At 66.1% G+C, this 20,435-nt stretch carries 10 protein-coding genes; 4 read left to right on the plus strand and 6 right to left on the minus strand.

Features of this window, described 5'->3' with window-relative positions:
• Window positions 1-131 precede the first annotated feature (131 nt).
• On the plus strand, window positions 132-2,417 hold the full coding sequence (locus tag ACCQ09_RS15870; protein ID WP_040941669.1) for a glycoside hydrolase family 3 N-terminal domain-containing protein: 2,286 nt from the start codon (window positions 132-134) through the stop codon (window positions 2,415-2,417).
• A gap of 385 nt (window positions 2,418-2,802) precedes the next feature.
• On the opposite strand, the gene ACCQ09_RS15875 is transcribed toward ACCQ09_RS15870, so the two are convergent.
• From ACCQ09_RS15875 to ACCQ09_RS15885, 3 genes are all read right to left on the minus strand, one after another.
• Complete coding sequence (locus ACCQ09_RS15875; protein ID WP_228428115.1) at window positions 2,803-8,952, minus strand: transducer protein car; 6,150 nt, start codon at window positions 8,950-8,952, stop codon at window positions 2,803-2,805.
• Window positions 8,953-9,483: 531 nt separating this feature from the next.
• Window positions 9,484-12,069 (minus strand): excinuclease ABC subunit UvrA, encoded by a 2,586-nt coding sequence (locus ACCQ09_RS15880; protein WP_228428113.1) that lies wholly within the window; start codon window positions 12,067-12,069, stop codon window positions 9,484-9,486.
• Between the two features lie 103 nt (window positions 12,070-12,172).
• Complete coding sequence (locus ACCQ09_RS15885; protein ID WP_011036287.1) at window positions 12,173-12,811, minus strand: HD domain-containing protein; 639 nt, start codon at window positions 12,809-12,811, stop codon at window positions 12,173-12,175.
• A 141-nt stretch (window positions 12,812-12,952) separates the two neighbouring features.
• Between ACCQ09_RS15885 and ACCQ09_RS15890 the strand changes: the two genes are divergently transcribed.
• Complete coding sequence (locus tag ACCQ09_RS15890; RefSeq protein WP_115576666.1) at window positions 12,953-13,699, plus strand: EAL domain-containing protein; 747 nt, start codon at window positions 12,953-12,955, stop codon at window positions 13,697-13,699.
• A 262-nt stretch (window positions 13,700-13,961) separates the two neighbouring features.
• Here ACCQ09_RS15890 and ACCQ09_RS15895 read toward each other — a convergent pair whose 3' ends face one another.
• The 3 genes from ACCQ09_RS15895 to ACCQ09_RS15905 form a co-directional block, all read right to left on the minus strand.
• Entirely contained in the window at window positions 13,962-14,264 is a 303-nt protein-coding gene (locus ACCQ09_RS15895) for a UBP-type zinc finger domain-containing protein (protein WP_011036285.1), read from the minus strand.
• Window positions 14,261-15,970 carry an FAD-dependent oxidoreductase gene (locus tag ACCQ09_RS15900; RefSeq protein WP_011269944.1) on the minus strand — a complete coding sequence of 570 codons (1,710 nt, stop codon included), beginning with the start codon at window positions 15,968-15,970 and terminating at the stop codon, window positions 14,261-14,263. Before ACCQ09_RS15900 ends, ACCQ09_RS15895 begins: the two co-directional genes overlap by 4 nt.
• Before the next feature lie 171 nt (window positions 15,971-16,141).
• Window positions 16,142-16,777, minus strand: a complete 636-nt coding sequence (locus ACCQ09_RS15905) for an alpha-ketoglutarate-dependent dioxygenase AlkB (protein ID WP_050911660.1) — start codon at window positions 16,775-16,777, stop codon at window positions 16,142-16,144.
• A 174-nt stretch (window positions 16,778-16,951) separates the two neighbouring features.
• On the opposite strand from ACCQ09_RS15905, the gene ACCQ09_RS15910 reads away from it, so the two are divergent.
• Together ACCQ09_RS15910 and ACCQ09_RS15915 are read left to right on the plus strand one after the other, a co-directional pair.
• A complete protein-coding gene (locus tag ACCQ09_RS15910) occupies window positions 16,952-17,935 on the plus strand; it encodes an SDR family oxidoreductase (protein ID WP_040941671.1) in 984 nt (327 codons plus the stop codon).
• A 143-nt stretch (window positions 17,936-18,078) separates the two neighbouring features.
• The gene (locus tag ACCQ09_RS15915) at window positions 18,079-20,427 is read left to right on the plus strand and encodes a GH92 family glycosyl hydrolase (protein ID WP_228428111.1); all 2,349 of its coding nucleotides are present in this window, start codon (window positions 18,079-18,081) and stop codon (window positions 20,425-20,427) included.
• Window positions 20,428-20,435 lie beyond the last annotated feature (8 nt).

Genomic DNA, 20,435 nt, shown 5'->3' on the forward strand with positions numbered 1-20,435 from the left:
CGACGTGCATGATCGGTTCGTGATCGATCTGCAGGCCTCTGCGTTGTCACCGCGCGGAAAGCGAAAGCAGTCTGGTTACCGGGGTCGCCCATCCTGTAGCGTGCACACACACTCCACCCAAGAATCCTCACATGTCTCCACGCACGACGCGGCGCCAGCTGCTGGGTGGCGCCGCCGCGCTAGGCCTGCTCGCGCGCATTCCCACCGGCTGGGCGCTGCCGTCCGGGGCGGTGCGCACGCCTGCTTTCATCGACGCACTGATCGCGCGCATGAGCGTGGAAGAAAAAGCTGGCCAGCTCAGCCTGTTCAGCTCGGCGCAGCAGGATGGCAAGGCGATCGTCGCCAACCCGCTTGCACGCTCTGCCGATGGGGACGATCAGCTGGCTGCGGCCCGGGCCGGGCGGCTGACCGGGGTCTTCAATGGCTCCAACGTGCGCTGGCACCAGCAACTGCAGAAGGCAGCGCTGCAAAGCCGGCTGCGCATTCCGTTGCTGTTCGCCGCCGATGTGATCCATGGCTATACCACCGTCTTCCCCGTGCCATTGGCCGAAGCGGCCAGCTTCGAGCCAGACCTGGCACGGCGCACGGCGCGCTCAGCGGCCATGGAGGCCAGTGCGGTGGGTCTGGACTGGACCTTCGCGCCGATGGTGGACATCGCCCGCGATGCACGCTGGGGCCGTGGCGTCGAGGGCGCTGGCGAAGACGTGCTGCTGGCGCGGCTGTTCGCACAGGCGCGGGTGCGCGGCTTCCAGGGCGATGCAGGATTGGCAAATCCCGATGCGATGGCAGCCTGTCCCAAGCATTTCGCCGCCTACGGCGCGGCCGAAGGAGGGCTGGATTACAACCGTGTAGATGTCTCCGAGCGGACGCTGCGCGAGGTCTATTTCCCGCCGTTTCAGGCCGCCTTCGCTGCCGGTGCGGTCACGACCATGGCGGCATTCAACGAACTGTCGGGCATTCCGGCAACGGCCAACGTGTGGTTGCTGGATGGCGTGCTGCGGCAGGAGTGGAACTACCCAGGCTTGGTCGTGTCCGACTTCAGCGCCGACCAGGAACTGGTTGCGCACGGCGTTGCAGCCGACGACCGCGAGGCGGCCAGGCTGGCCTTCATGGCCGGGGTGGACATCAGCATGGAAAGCGGCCTGTATCTGCGCTACCTGCCTGCCCTGGTTGCCGCAGGCGAGGTGCCGATGGCACGGCTGGATGCCTCGGTGCGCCGCGTGCTGACGTTCAAGGCGGCGTTGGGGCTGTTCGACGATCCGTTCCGGCGCATCCGGCCCAGGCTCGCGCAGTCGCGTCAGCGCCGCGCCGAGACCCTGGCACTGGCGCGCGAAGCCGCATGCAAATCGGTGGTGTTGCTGAAGAACGACGGCGAGCTGTTGCCATTGCGACGCAGCGGCCAGCGCATTGCGTTGATCGGGCCAATGGCGCGCGATTGGCTCAATCACGCCGGGCCGTGGAGCCTGTTCGATGAAGAGGACAACCGCAACACGCTGGCCGCTGCACTGTCGGGCGCGCTGGACGACCCCACTGCACTGCGCGTGGAGGACGGTTGCGGCTTCGATCAAACGCTGCCGGGCGGGGTGCAGGCGGCAGTGGCAGCCGCTGGCAATGCCGATGTGGCGCTGCTGGCAATCGGTGAACCCTTGAGCTACTCGGGCGAGGCGCAGTCGCGCACCGAGATCAGCATTCCCGAGGTACAGCAGCAATTGCTGGCGGCCGTGATCGCCACCGGCACGCCGGTCGTGGTGCTGCTGAGCACCGGCCGTGCACTCGCGCTGGAGGGGCCGGTGCTCGCATGCGCGTCGATCCTGGTCAGCTGGTTCCTGGGTTCGGAGGCGAGCGCTGCGGTAGCCGACATCCTGTTTGGCACGCGTGCGCCATCGGGCCGCTTGCCGGTGAGTTTTCCGCACGCGGCAGGCCAGGTGCCCTACTTCTACGCACACACCTCCAGCGGCCGCCCCAATCCGCAGCCGGATGTGCTGGAGCCGTATAAAACGCACTACCGAACGGTGCCCAACACCGCACTGTTCCCCTTCGGCCACGGGTTGACCTATGGCCGCATCGAATACGGCGAGCTGCGCTTGAGCGATACGCGGATGACGGCGACCGGCAGCCTGCGCATCAGCGCGCGCATCCACAACCGCGGCACGCGCGATGCGGAAGAAGTGGCGCAGCTCTACATCCGCGACCGCAGCGCCAGCGTCACCCGCCCGGTGCGCGAGCTGAAGGATTTTCGCAAGCTTGCAGTGCCGGCAGGCGGCAGCGTGGCGGTGGAGTTCGTGCTGCGCCGTGAGGACCTGTTGTTTATCGGCCAGGCATTGCAGCCAACCGTGGAGCCCGGCGTGTTCGATGTGTGGGTGGCGCCATCGGCCGAAGCTGCAGGCGTTTCTGCGAGATTTGAACTGCTAGAGTGAGTGCTCTGCGTCGCTCAGTTTGGCGGCCTGGATCTCTCTCCCTTACGTCACCACGATTCTCGACTTCCAGCGTTTGCCTGACACAGGCGAAACTGCCGCGCAGATGCGGGAGACATTCAACGCGCATCTGGCGCGCACGGAACAGAGGCTGCGCACCGTGACACGTATTGATGCGACGATCAACTTCGCATCGGCTCGACGAAGCGCACCGCTCGCGCGATCCCAGATGTATCGGATAATGAGGCTCGGACAATTGGCGCCGGCCAAGGCATGCTCCCCCAGCGTAGGACAAGCGGCCTGAAGTCCCATGCCTGATGATGCGAAAGCAGCGTTGCGCTGCGGAGCGACACAGCTGATTGAAACTGCACGATGCCTGGGTGGTCGGTTACTCCTGGCCCGACGTGATCTGGCTGCCGGCGACGTCCTGGCCCGGGGCATCGTCATCCGACAATTCCTTCAGCATGGCCACTATTGCGGCATGCGCACCGGCGCCCAGATCACGCGCCTGCATCACGACCGATCGCGCGGCAAGTGTATGCTCGTCGATGTCGCGCAACGCCCCGACATCGTCTGCCAGCCGGGCGCAAAGACTATCTTTCAACGACACGAGCTCTGCGATGCGATCACGGGTCGCAGCCATCTGCTGCAAGGCGTCCTTCATCGCATCTTCAAGTGTCTTGATGGCCTCTGCCTTGCCCTCCGCATCAATCGCTTTTGCAGCGTCTGTCCCCCCAGCATGCCTGTCCAATACCTGCAGCGCTTCGTTCCGGACCTCTACAAGGCGTTGTTCGGCATCTTCAAAAGCCCTGCGCTCCAGCTCAGAGGCCTGGCCCAGTCCATCGAGACGCGGCAGCAAGTCGTCCAGCCTGTCGTCCATATCCCGGAGCTCTCGGTCCTGCACCTCATATATTTCTGCGGTCCGACGCAAGAGAACGTCGACTGCAGACACCAGCGTGTGATCGCACTCGGCAGCGCGCTGTAGAAATTCGAACGCATGTTGAACCGCCGCAATGTCCCTGTTCTCGGCGCGACTGGCGTCCATGTGGGTGCGGAAGTCGTCGTATGCCTTGTCCAGCGCATCGGTTGCCTGATGCACAGCATCGCGACAGGCCTGCAGCGAAGCGAGCCTACGATGCAGGCCTGATCCGGTGATAGCTGCCTCGGTCACGCCGTCGTCTGCGGGTGCAAGCCTGGCCAACAATTGATTGATGCGTTCGCCTACATTGGCCTGTGCGCCACTCACTGCATCTGCTAAAGCGTCGTGTGCCAGATACTGTTCCACGGTGCGCTGGGTCTGCTCCTCGAACCGTGTCAGGTCGCGCGTCAAGGCGCGCAGGTGTGGGCCAACCGGCACGACGCCCATCTGGAGATGGCGTTCGAATTCCAGGTCGCGCGCTTCCTTCAGCCTGGGCCGTTCGCCGCGCGGCGAGGCCGGAACGGATGAGGGAATGTTCGCCCTCTGACGTTGCCCGAGCGCCTGCACACCCACCACCTGCAAAGGGTCCAGTGACTGTCGCAGTGCACGTACTCCTGCCTCGAGCACTTCGGCGCCCTCGATACGATCGTACAGCCCATAACGGAACTGGATCTCTGCCTCGAACAGCTGGTGCGACGACACTGCCGTAGCTGCCACATTCAGCAGCGGCAGGCCGACGCGACTGGTCACCGGGTTTTCGTCGGTATTGTGCACAGCGATAGCCGCCAGACGGTAGAGATCCGGCGACCGCTGCGCGGCAACGAGCGCATCACGCCAGGCCATTGCACCTGCGGGCTCCCGCAATCCCAGTGCGGCTGCAGCCTGCGCGTGCTGTTTGACCTCCAGCGCGTCGTTGATCGCGACAATTGCCTGGGGCCGCATTTCGAACACGAAGCGAACCTGATTCACGTTGGGAACATCCTTGAACCTCTGCAATACCTCGCCCAGCCCGGGAATCTTGCGACGCAGCTCCGCAACGTCGCGCATTTTCTCGCCAAGCGCGTAATGACCAATGGCATGGCTGACCACCGCGTCGAGCGATTCGCGCCCGAACATGTTGATCTCCACACGTGCGCCAGGAATGATGCGCGCACGCTGCTGGATGGCGGCAGCGTCCTCTTGCCGCAACTGGTGCAGCAGGTCGACCATGGCCGCGCGCTCGGAGGGCGAGCCGCCCTTCCATAGCGAGGACGCCTCGGCAAGGGTGGCTTGTTCGGCGCACGCACGTTGTTGTGCCAGCGCCGGACCCTCCAGCAAGGCGCCAGCTTCGATCGCACGCGCCTGCGCCCCCTGAATACGTTCGATTGCTTTCAGCAGTACGTCCCGTCGCTCGCCAGGTGTCGCCGGATATCGCATTCCATCAAGTTCGGCCATGCTCTCCGGGATGATCTCTTCGAGCCGTTTGCGCATCGCGTCCCATGCCTGCGGGCTAATCGGCTGGGCGGCTTGCGTGTCAAGCGTGCGCTTGTAGCTGGCGGTCCCCAGCAAAGGACCGGTGCGCGTATCGTCCAATGGCGCATCGGTCGGCAGTTGCACGTCGCTGGAGGCCACTCGAACACCGGCCAACTGCAGATTGCCGGCACCGGTAACCGCGTTGACCAGCCGTGCGAAATTTCGGCCAAGCACCGACGTCAATGCGCCCGAGAGATTGATGCCGCTGCTGACCTCGGCAGTGAGGCCGACGCGGCCCTGGAACTCGAGTCCGATGATCTCTTGCCACGCATGGTCCAGATGCAGCTCCATCTGGCTCCATTGCACACCGGCCTGCGCCGTCATGCTGAACGGCAAGGAGGCCGAGACTGCGCTACGCGGGTTGTCGGTGCCGGCTGCGTCTGGCGCGGCGTTGGGTGCGACGGGCTGTCTTGGACCGTAAGAATGCCGCACCGCGAGCGGCTGTAAGGTCAGGTTGACGTTGAGCGATCCATTGGCATTGGTTTCGAACAGATCCAGCCCGATCGCCCCCTCGTTCACGCCTGCACGCAATAGCTTGGTGGTATCGTCATCATGACGATCAAACAACAGCCTGGCGAACTCAGGAATCGTCGATGGCGAGAGGATGACGGCTGCGCCCACGCCATGTTGGTAGGTACCGCCTGCGCTGAGATTTGCCGCCCCGCCCCACGTCGCCGACAAGGTCCGTGCAGGATCCGCATCGTAGACATGTGCGCCGGTTCCTGGGCCAGGCCGGAGATCAATGCGTATGCCTGCCGTCCCTGACGCGGTCGCTTTGGCATGCCGAACGAAGAAGGCAACCAGTCCCGCATCGCCGTCCTTCGAGTCGCCGATGCGTTCGACACCCAGCGCGTGGATGGCTTCGCCGCCCATGCCGACGCTGACCGGATTGAGATCCATCCATTGCGTAGAACCGAGCGAGCCGCGCAGCTCGGCAGAGCGCACTCTGCTTGTGAAGAACGTGCTGCGATTGAACAGGTCCTGCAACACATCGATCATGCGCGCAGCCATTTCGTCCGGGGCCGCGCCTGGCGACAGGCCGATGCTCTTGAGCAATTGCAGCTGACGCGCGCTCCCCGGGGTGGCGACTTCCTCGCGGAAGGTGGTCACCACGTCGTCGAAGGCCTCCAATTCACGCCATGACGACAGACCCAGCTTCGCCAGGGCTCGCAGCCCGGATTGCCGCTGCCTTGCGTCGGCCGCCTCCAGCGCCGCCGCATCATCGACATCCAGCAACGCGTTGTACTCCATCAGACTTGCGAGCAGGCATGCACTGCGCAGGGCATGCGGATCACTCGACGCATCGGTGGCGCGACCATTTCGGATCGGCAATCTGACCCCGGCAGCCTTGAGCCGATGACTGACCTCGCGCAATTCGGCCAGTTGTGCATGCTCCATAGCGGTCAACGCCTGCGGATGCAGCGACGCACCGCCGGCCAGCGCAGCGATGCAACGATCCAAGTGCGGCAACATGTCATCGCTGTTCTGTACCGTCGTGCGCATCACGGCCGAACGCGCCCGCCGCCAAAGCTCGGCGGCGCGATAACTTGCGGTCGAACTCGCGCGCTGGGTGCACCCGCCATCCGCCATGGAGAAATCGGCAGCCAGAACGCCCTCACGGAACCCGATCTTGCGCAGATCGCGCAGCAAGCCAGCCAAGGTTGTTTTACGCAGCGTCGTAAGTCGTTCGTGCTGGCTCTGAGACAGCGCGGCAGGCTGGTGCGGACCTGCGGCACCGGCAATACGCGCCTCTGCCAGTACCGGCAAGGTGTCGAACATCTCAAGCGCCAAAGACAGGACCTGCTCTGCCTCGGAACGGAAACGGGCGAGCCGCCGTTGCTGCGTGGTGGGCGCGTATCCAACGCCAGTCCACCCGGCCACGGCACGCGCAGTGCCACCGGCAACGTCCGTGAGCACCTTTACGAGCGCAGCGGCCTGCGCGCGGCCGCTCTGTGCGAGCACCCGTGCATTCGAGCGCAGACTCAGTGGATCGGTGGAGGTGGTCCCCAGCAACGTGGTGCTGACCGCCGCATCGTGGTCCGGTGTCCTGAGACGGCTTGCCTGCTGCCGATTGACCCGTGCATTGGAGCCGGACTGGGTGCCGGAAACGGCCACGTCATCAGGCGACGCATGCGCAGCCACGCGTGCAGGCAAGCGGGCCCGGTCGGGACCGGTCATCGCTGGCAGCACCGTGTGCCACTGCGCGCCGAGCCGTAACTGCAGCTGTCCGGTACGCGTGGTTCGCAGCGCACTCGGGAGTGGCGAGGTCTGCGGCAACGTAACCGGAAAAGCCTCCCACCGGTCATGGTCGTGCGAAAGACGGTGCACGTGTGCAGATCCATCGCCGGGTTGGCTCAAGGCGTACAAGGCATCATCCAATCCCACCGCGATCGCGACAACGCCTTCCAGCGCGGGCACGTCCCCGCTGTTTCGATCCGCATCGACCTTGATCAATCGCCCCGAGGCGGCCATCACCACAGCGCTGCGGTCTGCATGCACCGCCGCCTGCGCGATGTCTTCATCGAAGCGGGCGATCGGCAGGCAACGCACCTCCACCACGTCCGGCACCACGGCGAGCGGCCCACCCGAGGGTGTGCTGGGCGCCGCATGAGCAGCCAGCCAGGTGGTGCGCCCGGGAAGCTTGAGCTCGACCAATCGGGACGGTGCGGCCAGCAGTGCGAACACCGGACGACGATCGACAAAACCGCGCGGACCGCTATGCAGGGAGACAACGCCGGTCAACGGCGCGCCGCCGGGAAGCGTCAGCCGCTCCCATGGCTGGTTCGGAGAAGGCGAGTAATGCAGTACGCCGTCCAGATGTCCCAGTTGCGCGTGCCCATCAAGCACCACCCGCGACTGCATCGCCTCATCCGCAGGCATCTGCAGCCCCTCGCTGCGCATGAGCAACAACGGACGATCCAGCATGAACGCCGGCTGGAACTGCGCTTGCCCTGCCGGCCGCTGCAGCGAGATGCGCCTGCCGTCGCTGTGTTCGAGCAGAAGATGCACGCTGTGATCGGTCGACAACCCCATGGAGGTCACCGCCCAGCCCTGCTCGCTGCCCATCGGGCGAGGCAACGTCAATCGTCGCGCGACAATCGGCCCGCTCCCGCGCATGTCGGCTTCATACACACGTCCCTTGTCATCAAGCACCAAGACAGCGGCATGCGCCAGTGGCAACACATCCACAGGCATCGCAGGTGTCGACTCGAAGGCCGGGCCGCCAGCTACCGGACGCGTCAGTTCCACGACCCGGCCGGGCTGATCGTCATCGCAGCGGCGCAGTACACCAGCATGGAGCATGCATGGCCTGCCGTCCGCATCGAACCGCAGCAAGGCGCCTTCGGGCGTCGGGCCCACCGCGATGGACATCTGCTCGTTGCCGGCACGCCAGCACAGCTCGCCTGCACGGACGTACACACCGCCATCGGCCTGCCGGCCAAGCATGCAGAGATGAGCAATCGCATCACATGCCGGTGGCAGCGGTACGGCTGCCCAGTGCCCGGACGCCTCGACACGATGCAGTTGGTTGGCACGCAGGGCGAAACATTGCCCGTCGGCAGCCTGCCAGATGCCGGTCAGCTGGCCGATCGGCGGATCGGCCAGCTGACTGGCGACCTGGTCGGCCGTCGGCGTAGTACCGGTGCGGCGCTCGACCGCCGGATGCACGGTAAGAGCTGCGATCAGCAAGCCGGGGATGGTGGTGAAGAACGCCTCGTTGCGTGGCATGCGCGAGTCGTCACGATCCGGCATGTAGCGCAACAGACGTCCACCGCCACCCAGACTGGATTCGCTGTGAACGACGGGCCGACGCGCCAGACACGCCTCCATCAAGCTCGTGACATCGCCGTCTGCGGCAGCCGCGCCCTCAAGGTGCATGCGAGCCCGCCGTCCACCATGCGATGAAACGTTCTGCACGTGGAGCGCAGCATTGGCGGTCTTACTGGATGCCCTGCGCCCCGCCCGTGCAGGCAAGGCGCCCAGGATGTCGGCCGCAGTCTCGGGTGCAGGCCTACTCTGCGGTGAAGCCGTCGCTGGTTCTGCAGGCTCCAGCGTTGGCGTTTGTCGCGACTGACTCGAACGTGTGATCGAATCCGGTAAGGTCATTTGAATAGCCCAAAGATATGGATACTAGACATCGGCATCTACTGACGACGATCTCGCATTCTCTGCAACGCCCACGCGCGGCTATGCAGCAGGCGTGCGAATCCACGACGCCAGAAAATGCATGGGTCCGATCGCTGGCTGGAAATGCATTCGAACCGCTGCGATACCGGAGATGCACAAGGCATCCGACTGCTGAGGCGAAGCAGTGCTTACGTCCCCAGCTGCGCAAGCCGAGCGCACAGTCACGCAGCGCGGTCCATCTAGACCATCGCGCGCGGTGTTTGCACGCGCACTGCTGGCCGAAACATAAGCATCGTGATCAATACAGACCGACGCCGGTACCGTTGCATCTTCCACAATCAAGCACATGCCCGTCTCCCTCCCAGAAGAGTTGGCACATCGCGCGGGCACATAGTGTCCTAAGAACCCTAGACACCCAGCTTGGGTTAGTCCCGATTACCTTAGTTCGATTATTTCGGTGCGGAAATGCACATGCGAAACTCTGCGCGAGCTAGCGAACCTTCTTGACACTTAGACGGCGCGTTGTCGTCCAACTGCGACCTCTATCATCAAACAGATCAGCGCCCCGAGAAAGGGAGCAGTCAGGCTGCCGCGATGCCGTGCAACCACATCAGGTGTACCCGCCACCACAACATGGCCGCCCGCACCACCGGCGCCCGGCCCCATGTCCAGCACCCAGTCGCTGCTGGCGGCCACGCGCATATCGTGTTCGACCACGATCACCGTATTGCCCGCCGCCACCAGGCCTTGCAGCTGGCGCATCAAGGTATCCACGTCGGCCGGATGCAGGCCGGTGGTCGGCTCGTCCAGCACATAGACGGTGTCGCGCCGCTGCGCGCGTTGCAGTTCGGTGGCCAGCTTGATGCGCTGCGCCTCGCCACCGGAGAGTTCAGTGGCCGGCTGGCCGAGCCGCAGATAGCCCAGCCCTACTTCGCGCAACACCTGCAACGGACGCAGCACGCTGGCGTCTTCGGCAAAGAATGTGGCGGCTTGGTCCACCGTCATTTCCAACACCTGCGCGATGCTGTGGCCACGCAGTTCGATCTCCAGGGTCTTGGCGTTGTAGCGCGCGCCATGGCAGGTGGGGCACGGTGCGTAGACGCTGGGCATGAACAGCAATTCCACGTGCACCGAGCCTTCGCCTCCGCAGGTGGCGCAGCGGCCCTTGGCGACATTGAACGAAAACTGCCCCGGGTCGTAACGGCGGCGACGCGCGGCCGGCGTGGCGGCGAATAGCTTGCGTACCGGATCGAACAGGCCGGTGTACGTGGCCAGATTCGAACGCGGTGTGCGGCCGATCGGTTTCTGGTCCACGCGCACCAGCCGACGCACCTGATCGAGCCCACCGACGATCGCGCCACCCAGCGGCACCTGCGTGCCACGCTCCAGCGGATCCAGCGCCTCGTCTTCCTCTGCCTGCGTTTGCCCAAGATGGGCGGCCAGCAATTCCACCAGCGCCTGGCTCACCAACGACGACTTGCCCGAGCCGGACACACCGGTGACGGTGGTGAACACGCCCAGCGGCAGGTCCACGTCCAGCGCCTGCACGTTGTTGCGGGTGATGCGGCGCAGCTGTAGCCAGGCGGTGGGCGTGCGTGCATGGCTGTGCACCTGCGGCGGCGTGCCGAACAGATAGCGCCGCGTGGATGAGGCGTCCACCTGTTCCAATCCTGCAGGCGGGCCGCTGTAGAGCACCTGCCCGCCATGCACGCCAGCCGCAGGGCCCACGTCCACGATCCAGTCCGCATGGCGGATCACGTCCACCTCGTGTTCCACCACGAACACCGAATTACCGGCCGCCTTGAGCTGATCCAGTGCGCCGAGCAAGGCCTGCGCATCGGCCGGATGCAGGCCGGCCGAGGGCTCGTCCATCACGTACACCACGCCGAACAATTGCGAACGGATCTGCGTGGCCAGACGCAGGCGCTGCAACTCACCCGGCGACAGCGTGGGCGTGCTGCGCTCCAGCGTGAGATACCCCAGGCCCAGCGCCTGCACCACCGCGATGCGCGCGCGCAGGTCTTCGGCGATACGTTGCGCGGCGATTACCTGTTCGGGATGTTCGGCTGTGGCGCTGCGCTTGCGTTTGCCCTGCGCGGCCTGCGTGGCGGGTGTGGCTTCGGCGGCCGGGCGCAACAGCTCGGCCACCTCATCCAGCGGGCGCTGCGACAGCGCGCCGATATCCAGCCCGGCAAAGGTCACCGACAACGCCTCGCGGCGCAGCCGCTTGCCATCGCACTGCGGGCACTGCGTGCTGATCAGATACTGCGCCACGCGCTTTTTCATCTGCGCGCTCTGTGTGATGGCAAAGGTGTGCAGCACGTAGCGCCGCGCACTGGTGAAGGTGCCCATGTAGCTGGGCTCTTCCTTGCGCTTGAGCGCGCGCCTGACCTCGTCCAGGTCGTAGCCGGCGTACACCGGCGCCACCGGCTGCTCGTCGGTGTAGAGAATCCAGTCGCGCGTTTTCTTCGGCAACTTGGTCCATGGCACGTCCACATCAATACCGAGCGTGGTGAGGATGTCGCGCTGGTTCTGCCCGTGCCACGCGCCCGGCCAGGCGGCCACCGCGCGCTCGCGGATGCTCAGGCTGCGGTCCGGCACCATGCTGGCCTCGGTGGCGTCGTAGATGCGCCCCAGGCCGTGGCAGGTGGGGCAGGCACCGGCCGGCGTATTCGGCGAAAACCCATCCGCATAAATGATCTCCTGCCCCGGTGGGTACTGGCCGGCGCGCGAATACAGCATGCGCAGCGAGTTGGAGATGGTGGTCACGCTGCCCACCGAGGAGCGCGCACTCGGCGCGCCGCGCGCCTGCTGCAGTGCCACCGCCGGCGGCAGGCCGTCGATGGCATCCACTTCGGGCACGCCGACCTGGTCGATCAGACGCCGCGCATACGGCGAGATCGAATCCAGATAGCGCCGCTGCGCTTCGGCAAACAAGGTGCCGAAGGCCAGCGACGACTTGCCCGAGCCGGACACGCCGGTAAACACCACCAGCGCATCGCGCGGGATATCCACGTCCACGTTCTTGAGGTTGTGCTCGCGCGCACCACGCACGCGCACCAGGCCGGGGACAGGAGAAGACGCTGAGCTGGACATGACACCAAACCGACAACTGGACAGTGCGCCAGCCTAGCGCGCCACACATGCAGCGCGCGTCAGCGCTTGTGCCCGATCCACCGTGATTGCACCGCTGCGCCGGTCAGGCCACCGCGTGCGCAGGCACGGTGTCGATGGAGCTGTCGGCCAGTGCCTGCATGCGCGCCACCACGCCGCTGAACAGGCGCGCGGTGGCGGCCTTGCGGGTGCGGAAGATCTCTTCCAGCGCAGCGTAGTACCACAGCGTGCCATCGCGCCCGGCGGTGAACACGTTGAAGATCTCCTGGCCCACGTCGGGGTTTTCCAGATCCTGCACGATGGTGCGGGCGTTGTAGAGCTTGTCGCAGCCGGACACCAGCAGTGCGCGCTCGGGCGTCTTGCGCAGATGCGCCAGGTAGGACTGCTTGCGCTCGCGCCAGTCGCGCTTGCGGGCGCTGGCGGTGTTGTCCACGTCGGCCTTGTCCTCGGCGGTGGCGTCGGTGCAGGCCATCACGATATCGGCCACCGCATCGCCGAACTGCGCGCGAATCGAGCCCTCATGGCCGCCGCCGCAGTCTTCCACCACATCGTGCAGCAGGCCGGCGATGGCCTGGTCCTCGTCACCGCCGCATTCCAGCACCAGGGTGGACACGCCAAGTAAATGGCTCAGGTACGGGATCTGCGTGCCCTTGCGCAGCTGCCCGGCGTGGGCAATGCGGGCGTAATCCACGGCCTGGGCATAACGTTCGGTGAGCGCGGTCATGGGGCGTCCAATCCTGAAGATGGCCGCAGTATCGCCGAGCGCGACGGCAGCGGTGGTGATGGCCTGCAACATCGTCCCTCAAAGACACCGCCGTGCGGCCGATAGGACTAGGGTTGTCTGTCACTGCACGATTGCTCGCCGATGCCTACTCTCCCCGTTTGCCGTGCCTGCCGCGATGGCCAGGACTTTCCCACCGCCATTACCATGGCCTTTCAACCCATTGTCGATGTAGCCACGCGCCGCATCTACGCCGGCGAAGCGCTGGTGCGCGGCGTCGACGGCGCCTCGGCCGCGAGCATTCTCGGCGCGGTGGACGAGCGCAACCGCTATGCGTTCGACCAGGCCTGCCGGATCAAGGCGATCGAATGCGCCGCGGCGATCGCGTTGCCGGCGCTGCTGTCGATCAACTTCATGCCCAACGCGGTGTACAACCCCGAGCACTGCCTGCGCGCCACGCTGGAGGCCACCGAGCACTACCAGTGGCCGCTGCACAGCATCATCTTCGAAGTCAGCGAGCAGGAGCACATGGCCGACCCGGCGCATCTGCTCGGCATCCTGCGTGCCTACCAGGCACGCGGCCTGAAGACCGCCATCGACGACTTCGGTGCGGGCTATGCCGGGCTCGGCCTGCTGGCCGATTTCCAGCCAGACCTGCTCAAGCTCGACATCGCCCTGGTCCGCGGCATCCACACCGACCGCAGCCGCCAGGCGATCGTGCGGCACGTCACCCGCATGTGCGAAGAACTCGGCATCGCCGTCATCGCCGAAGGCATCGAAGAAGCCGACGAATACCGCACCCTGCGCGACTTAGGCATCCACCTGCAGCAAGGCTATTTGTTCGCCCGCCCGCAACTGCGCGCCCTGCCCCCGGTGCATTGGCCGGAGTGAGGTGCAAGCGCGGGTGACGCGACCTGCGCACGCGGCGCATGAGTCACTCGGGCGGCCCACGATCATCGATGCGTGACTGCGTGCGCGCAGCGCGCTAATTGAGCTAGCCAGGTGAGCCGCGTGCAGGCCACACAGCCATGACGCAGCCCAGTCGCAGCAAAACAATCAGCACGCAGCAGAGAAACGTAGGCCACCCACCGCAAGCCACGCCCTTCCGATTCCCCACTCCCAATTCCCCATTCCCAGCGGCGCAACGCGCCGCTCACACATACCGCGGAATCGGCCCCAGCTGTGGCGTCTGCTCCGGCAGTTCCACTTCCAGCTCGTCCTCATAGCACCAGCCCCAGCCTTCCGGTGGGTCGTAGCCTTCGATGATGGGGTGGCCGGTGCTGTGGAAGTGCGCGCTGGCATGGCGGTTGGGCGAATCGTCGCAGCAGCCCACGTGCCCGCACTCGCGGCACAGGCGCAGATGCACCCACACACTGCCGCTGGCCAGGCACTCTTCGCAGCCGCGGGCGCTGGGGGTGACGTGGTGGATGTGGTTGAGGTGCGTGCACTGGCTCATGAGGTCGCGGACTCCTGCGTGGCGTTGGCAAGTTCGGAAACGGCCACCGGCGTGGCCTGGTGCGCCAAGAATTGATGGATCTGCGCGACCACCGCGGCACCTTCGCCCACGGCGGCGGCCACGCGCTTGACCGAACCGGCGCGCACATCGCCAATGGCGAACACGCCACGGCGGTTGGTCTCCAGCGGCAGGCACGGTGGCAAGCCTTCGGCGCGCACGCTGCCGGTGACCACGAAGCCATGCGCATCGGTCTCCACGCATTGCTGTAGCCACCCGGTGTTGGGGTCGGCACCCACGAACAGGAACAGGTGGCGCAGCTCCAGCCGTTGGGTCTGGCCATCGGCACGCGTGCGCAGCACCGCTGCCTGCAGACCGCGCTCGGGGTCGCCTTCCAGCGCGGCCACTTCAGTGCCGGTGTGCAACGTCACGTTGGGCAGCGCGGCGATGCGTTCGATCAGGTATTGCGACATCGACGCTTCCAGGCCTTCGCCACGGATGATCAGGTGCAGTTCCTTCACCCGCGGCGCGAGGAATGCCACTGCCTGCCCGGCGGAATTGCCGCCGCCCACCAACGCCACCACGCCGCCCTCGCACAGGCGTGCTTCCACCGGCGAGGCCCAGTACGAGACGCCGTGGCCTTCGAAACGGTCCAGCTGGTCGATCTGCGGCCGCCGATAGCGTGCGCCCGAGGCGATCACCACCGTGCTGGCCTGCAGCTGCTTGCCATCGGCCAGATCCAGCCGCAACGCCCCGTCTTCGCGCCCGCATTCCAGCGTGGCCGCTTCCAAAGGAATGGCCAGCTCTGCACCGAATTTCAGCGCCTGGTTGTAGGCGCGCCCGGCCAGCGCCTGGCCTGAAATACCGGTGGGAAAGCCCAGGTAATTTTCGATCCGTGCCGACGCACCGGCCTGCCCGCCAATGGCGCGCTGGTCCAGCACGATCACCGACAGGCCTTCGGAGGCGGCATACACCGCGGTGGCCAGGCCCGCCGGGCCGGCGCCGACAATCGCCACGTCGTAGCGGTGATCCGGGTCGATATCGGGTGTCATGCCCAGGCAATGCGCGGCTTCGGCATCGCTGGGCTGGCGCAGCACGCGCCCGCTGGGGCACACCATCACCGGCAGGTCCTGTTCCTGGATGCCCAGCCGCTCCACCAGCGCGCGGCCGTCCTCGTCGGACACATCCATTACCGTGTTGGGATAGCCGTTGCGGGTGAGAAAGCCCTGCAGCCGGGTCAGATGCGGGTCGTCGGGTTCGCCGATCAGCACCGAGCCGGAGGCATCGCCTTCAATCAGCCCCACGCGGCGCAGGATCAGCGCGCGCATCACCACCTCGCCCACTTCGGCCGAGCTGATCATCAGCGCGCGCAGATGCGCGGTGTCGAACGGCAATGCCAGGCAGCCGTGCTCGCCCGCGCGCCCGGCGGCAAGTGACGCGCGCCCGGCCAGCTGGCTCACTTCGCCAGTGAATTGCCCGGGCGTGTGCAAGGTGATGGGTTTTTCGTTGCCCAGACCATCGCGGCGCACCACCTCGATGGCGCCTTCCAGCACCACCCAGACCGGCGCGTGCGCATCGCCTACATCGAACACCATTTCGCCCGCGTCGAAGCGCCGCGGCGGGCCGCTGGCAAAGCGCCGGGTGATGGCGAGTTGCGCCGTATCCAGCTCGGGAAACATCTGATGGTGACGGGTGTCAGCCAGGCTCATGGAGCGGCGGTATCGGGTGGGGGAAGTGCATGCAAGCATGGCCAGACGTGATGGCGATGGCAATCACCCGAAATGGGCAGCGTGCGGGCGCAGGCATCCAGTGCAACTGCGCGGTGTTCGCGGCCGCTGCGCATATGTTGCGAGGTATGCACGCACGTGCCGCACATGTGTTCAGTCCGTTTGCGTGGGTGCTTCCCAGTGCGGCCCGTGCTGACCGGCGGCCATGCGCGCAGGCGGGCGCACCCGGAACACCACGCTGATGCGCTCGCCGAGCGCGCGCGTGGTCTTGGGAATACCGTGCTCATGCGTCAGCTGCGAGGCATGGCTCATCGCCAACAGGCTGCCAGGCGCCAGCTCCAGCGTGATCGCGCGCGTGGCGCCCTGCTTGGCCCGCAACTGCATCCGCCGCGGCGTGCCCAGCGACAGCAACGCAATCGGGTGCGGCGCCAGCAGCGTGTGCAGCTTGTCGTGGTGCATGGCCACGCTGTCGCGGCCGTCGCGGTACAGGTTCAAGCCCACTGCGTTGTACGGTGCCGGCAGCTGTGCCTGCACCGCGGCCAGCAAGGCCTGCAGCGGCAGGCCCGGCGGCAGTGGCGCGTCCAGCCGGTACGAGGCCAGCAGGCGCGGCACATCCACCACGCGGTCGTACATCGTGCGCTGGTGGCGCTGCCAGTCCGCGCCGTCGCGCAATGCCGCGAACGCAGCCTGCGCCACCGCGGGCGGCAGCAGCTGCGGCCAATAGCGCACGCCGCCTTCGGCATCGTCCAGCACCTGCAGCGGCGCGAGCGGTGTATCGAACAAATCCATAGCGCTCAGATGGGGATGGCGGCGGTGATTTTCAGCACTGGATGCTGATGACATCGCACAACTTTTGCCACCGGTGCGGTGCCGGTTGGCTTCACGCAGCGGTACGCAAATGGCCGCGTGCCATTCACAGCCCAGCATCAAGCATGGACGCCTCTACGACCCAGGAGCCTCCGCATGCATCGCACACATCCTGCCCACGTGGTGATTTCCGGCGCATCCAGCGGCATTGGCCAGGCCACCGCCGAAGCGTTTGCCGAACGCGGCGCGCGTCTGGTGCTGGCCGCGCGTGGCGAAGAGGCACTGCAACATGTCGCCGAGCGCTGCCGTGCACACGGCGCCGAGGTGCTGGTGGTGCCCACCGACGTCAAACAGGCCGATCAGGTGCAGGCGCTGGCCACCAGCGCGCGCAGTTTCCTGGGCCGCATCGACCTGTGGTTCGGCAATGTCGGCGTGGGTGCAGTGGGCAGCTTCCACGAGGTGCCCATCGAAGCGAGCACGGCGGTGGTGCAGGCCAACCTGATCGGGCGCATGCACGATGCGCATGCCGCCATTCCCATCTTTGTCGAACAAGGCCATGGCGTATTCGTCAACATGATCTCGCTGGGCGGTTTTGCCGCCACGCCCTACGCCGCCGCCTACAGCGCCAGCAAGTTCGGCCAGCGCGGGTTTTCCGAGGCCTTGCGCGCCGAATTGATCGATCACCCCAAGGTGCATGTCTGCGATGTGTACCCGTACTTCGTCGACACGCCGGGGCTGTCGCACGGGGCCAACTACGTGGGCCGCCGCGTCACTGGCCCGCCGATGATGCTGGACACGCGCACCGTGGCGCAGGCGGTGGTGCGGCTGCTCGATCGCCCGCGCAATACCGTGGTGATCGGCCCGGCCGTGCAGGCCATGCGGGTTGGCCATGCGTTGGCACCCAATCTGTTCGCACGTGCGATGAGCCGGTTCTTTCAGCGTTACTTCGCGCAAGCACCGCGCGTGGGCCGTTCCAGCGGCAATGTGTTTGGCCCACCTGCCATCGCCGGTGGCATCGATGGCGGCTTCCGCCGTCGCCCGGCCGTGCGCGCACGTGCGGGGCGCAACACCTTGGCCATCGGCGCGGCAGTGGCAGCGCTGGCAACCGTGGCGGTGCTGGCCGCGAAGCGCGCGCGTTGATGCACATCCACGTGGCTGGCGGGTGTGCAGGAACGCAGTGGCGGACACAAGCGCGGCGGCATGCACGGCGTTATGCGGCGACGTCGATCCAGTGAAGGGCCTGTGCTACGGTCCGGCGCTGCACTTGCCCGGAGTCGTCCCGCATGCAGCATCGGTTGATCGCGTTGTCCCGTATCCGCTGGCTGGCGCTGCTGGCCGCCCTTGCCGTCTTCGCCAGCACTGCCGCGCCACGCGCCGCCGACTCGGCCTATCGCGCGGTCGATCCCTTCATCGGCACCGGTGGCGAAGGCCATACCTACCCCGGCGCCACGGTGCCGTTCGGCATGGTGCAGTTGAGCCCGGACACCCAGATCAAACCGCGCAAGGAGGCCTACGGCTGGGCCGCCGGTTACCGGCATAGCGACAGCACGATTGTCGGCTTCTCGCATACGCATTTCTCCGGCTCCGGGCATTCGGACCTGGGCGATATCTTGCTGATGCCAATCGCCGGTACGGTGAAGCTGGAACGCGGCGATGTCGGCACACCCGGCAGCGGCTACACCGCGCAGTTCGATCACGCCAGCGAGCAGGCGCAGCCCGGCTATTACGCGGTGACCCTGAAAGACCGCAACATCCGCGCCGAACTCACTGCCAGCGCGCGCGTGGGCGTGCACCGCTACCAGTTCCCCAAGGGCGTGCCCGCGCATGTGCTGGTGGATCTGCGCACCAGCCTCTACGACTACCCGGGCAAGGTGCAGTGGTCGCGCCTGCGCGTGCGCAGCGATGGCACGGTCACCGGATTCCGCGAAACGCGTGGCTGGGCGCCGGGCCGGCAACTGTATTTCGCCATGCGGTTTTCGCGCCCGCTCACCGCCACGCAATTGCACGACACCGAGCAGGACATCCCGTACAAGGGCTTCCCGCCGCCGGGCGACAAGAACCCCGCGCAACGTGCGCAAATCGAAGGCCGGCAGCTGGTGGGCGTGTTCGATGTTGCCAATGACGGCACGCCACTGGTGGTCACCGTTGCGCTGTCGCCGGTCAGCGAAGACAGTGCCATTGCCAACCTGGCCGCCGAAGTGCCCGGCTTCGACTTTGACCGCGTGCGCGCCGATGCACGCGCGCAATGGACACAGGCATTGTCGGCGATCGATGCACACGGCACGCCGCAGCAGCGCACCCAGCTGTACACCGCGCTGTACCACACGCTGCTCGGGCCGACCCTGTTCATGGACAGCGACGGCCGCTACCGCGGGCCAGACAACGCCGTGCATCGGGCCACCGGCTGGAGCCACTATTCCACCTTCTCGCTGTGGGACACCTACCGCGCCCTGCATCCGCTGCTCACCCTGGTACAGCCGCCGCAGCGCACCAGCGACGTGGTCAATTCCCTGCTCGCCTCACGCCGCGAAAGCGCCTACGGCATCCTCCCGGTGTGGGCGTTTCATGGCCTGGAAACCTGGTGCATGATCGGCTACCACGCCGTGCCGGTAATCGCCGATGCCTACATGAAAGGCATCGGCGGCTTCGATGCCAACGAAGCACTCGATGCCATGGTGGCCAGCGCCAACTACGGCCCGTACGATGGCATCGCGCAGTACCGCGAACTGGGCTACGTGCCGATCGACGAAGAAGGCGAGGCCGCCTCCAAGACGCTGGAATACGCATTCGACGACTGGACCATCGCGCAGATGGCCGACAAGTTAGGCAAGCCCGCCATCGCCGCAGAATTCAGCAAGCGCGCCGCCAACTGGAAGCATGCCTTCGACCCGGCCACCGGCTACATGCGCGCACGCACCCGCGCCGGCACTTTCCGCGAACCGTTCGACCCCTCTGCCAGCGGCTATGGCAGCGACTACACCGAAGGCAATGCCTGGCAATACTCATGGTACGTGCCGCAGGACGTCGCCGGCCTGGCGGCCGCACACGGCGGCGAAGACACGTTGCTGGCGCGGCTGGATGCGGTGTTCGACGCCAAGGTGGACCCGAAGGTGTTCGAGCACATGGAAGACATCACCGGGCTGGTCGGCTGGTATGCGCATGGCAACGAGCCCAGCCATCACGTCGCGTATCTGTACGCCTATGCCGGCCAGCCGTGGCGCACGCAGGCACGCCTGACCCAGATCATGGACACCCAATACCACGCCGGCCCCGAAGGCCTGGCCGGCAACGACGACCTGGGCCAGATGTCGGCCTGGTACGTGTTCACCACGCTTGGGTTTTATCCGGTCGCACCGGGAAGCAACCAGTACATCATCGGCCGCCCGTTCCTGCCGCGCGCCACGCTCAACCTGCCCAACGGCAAGCGCTTCAGCGTGATCGCCGAAGGCGTGAGCGATGCACGCCCATACATCGGCAGCGCCACCCTCAACGGCCAGCTACTGACGCGCGCTTATCTGACGCACGCAGAAATTCAGGCCGGCGGCGAGTTGCGCTTCCGCATGCAGGCCACGCCGAATCAGCAATGGGCCATCGACCCCGCGCAGCGGCCGTATTCGATGTCGGCGCGCTAACGCGGTGC

The sequence above is a fragment of the Xanthomonas sp. NCPPB 2586 genome (assembly GCF_041475775.2).
Taxonomy (GTDB): domain Bacteria; phylum Pseudomonadota; class Gammaproteobacteria; order Xanthomonadales; family Xanthomonadaceae; genus Xanthomonas; species Xanthomonas campestris.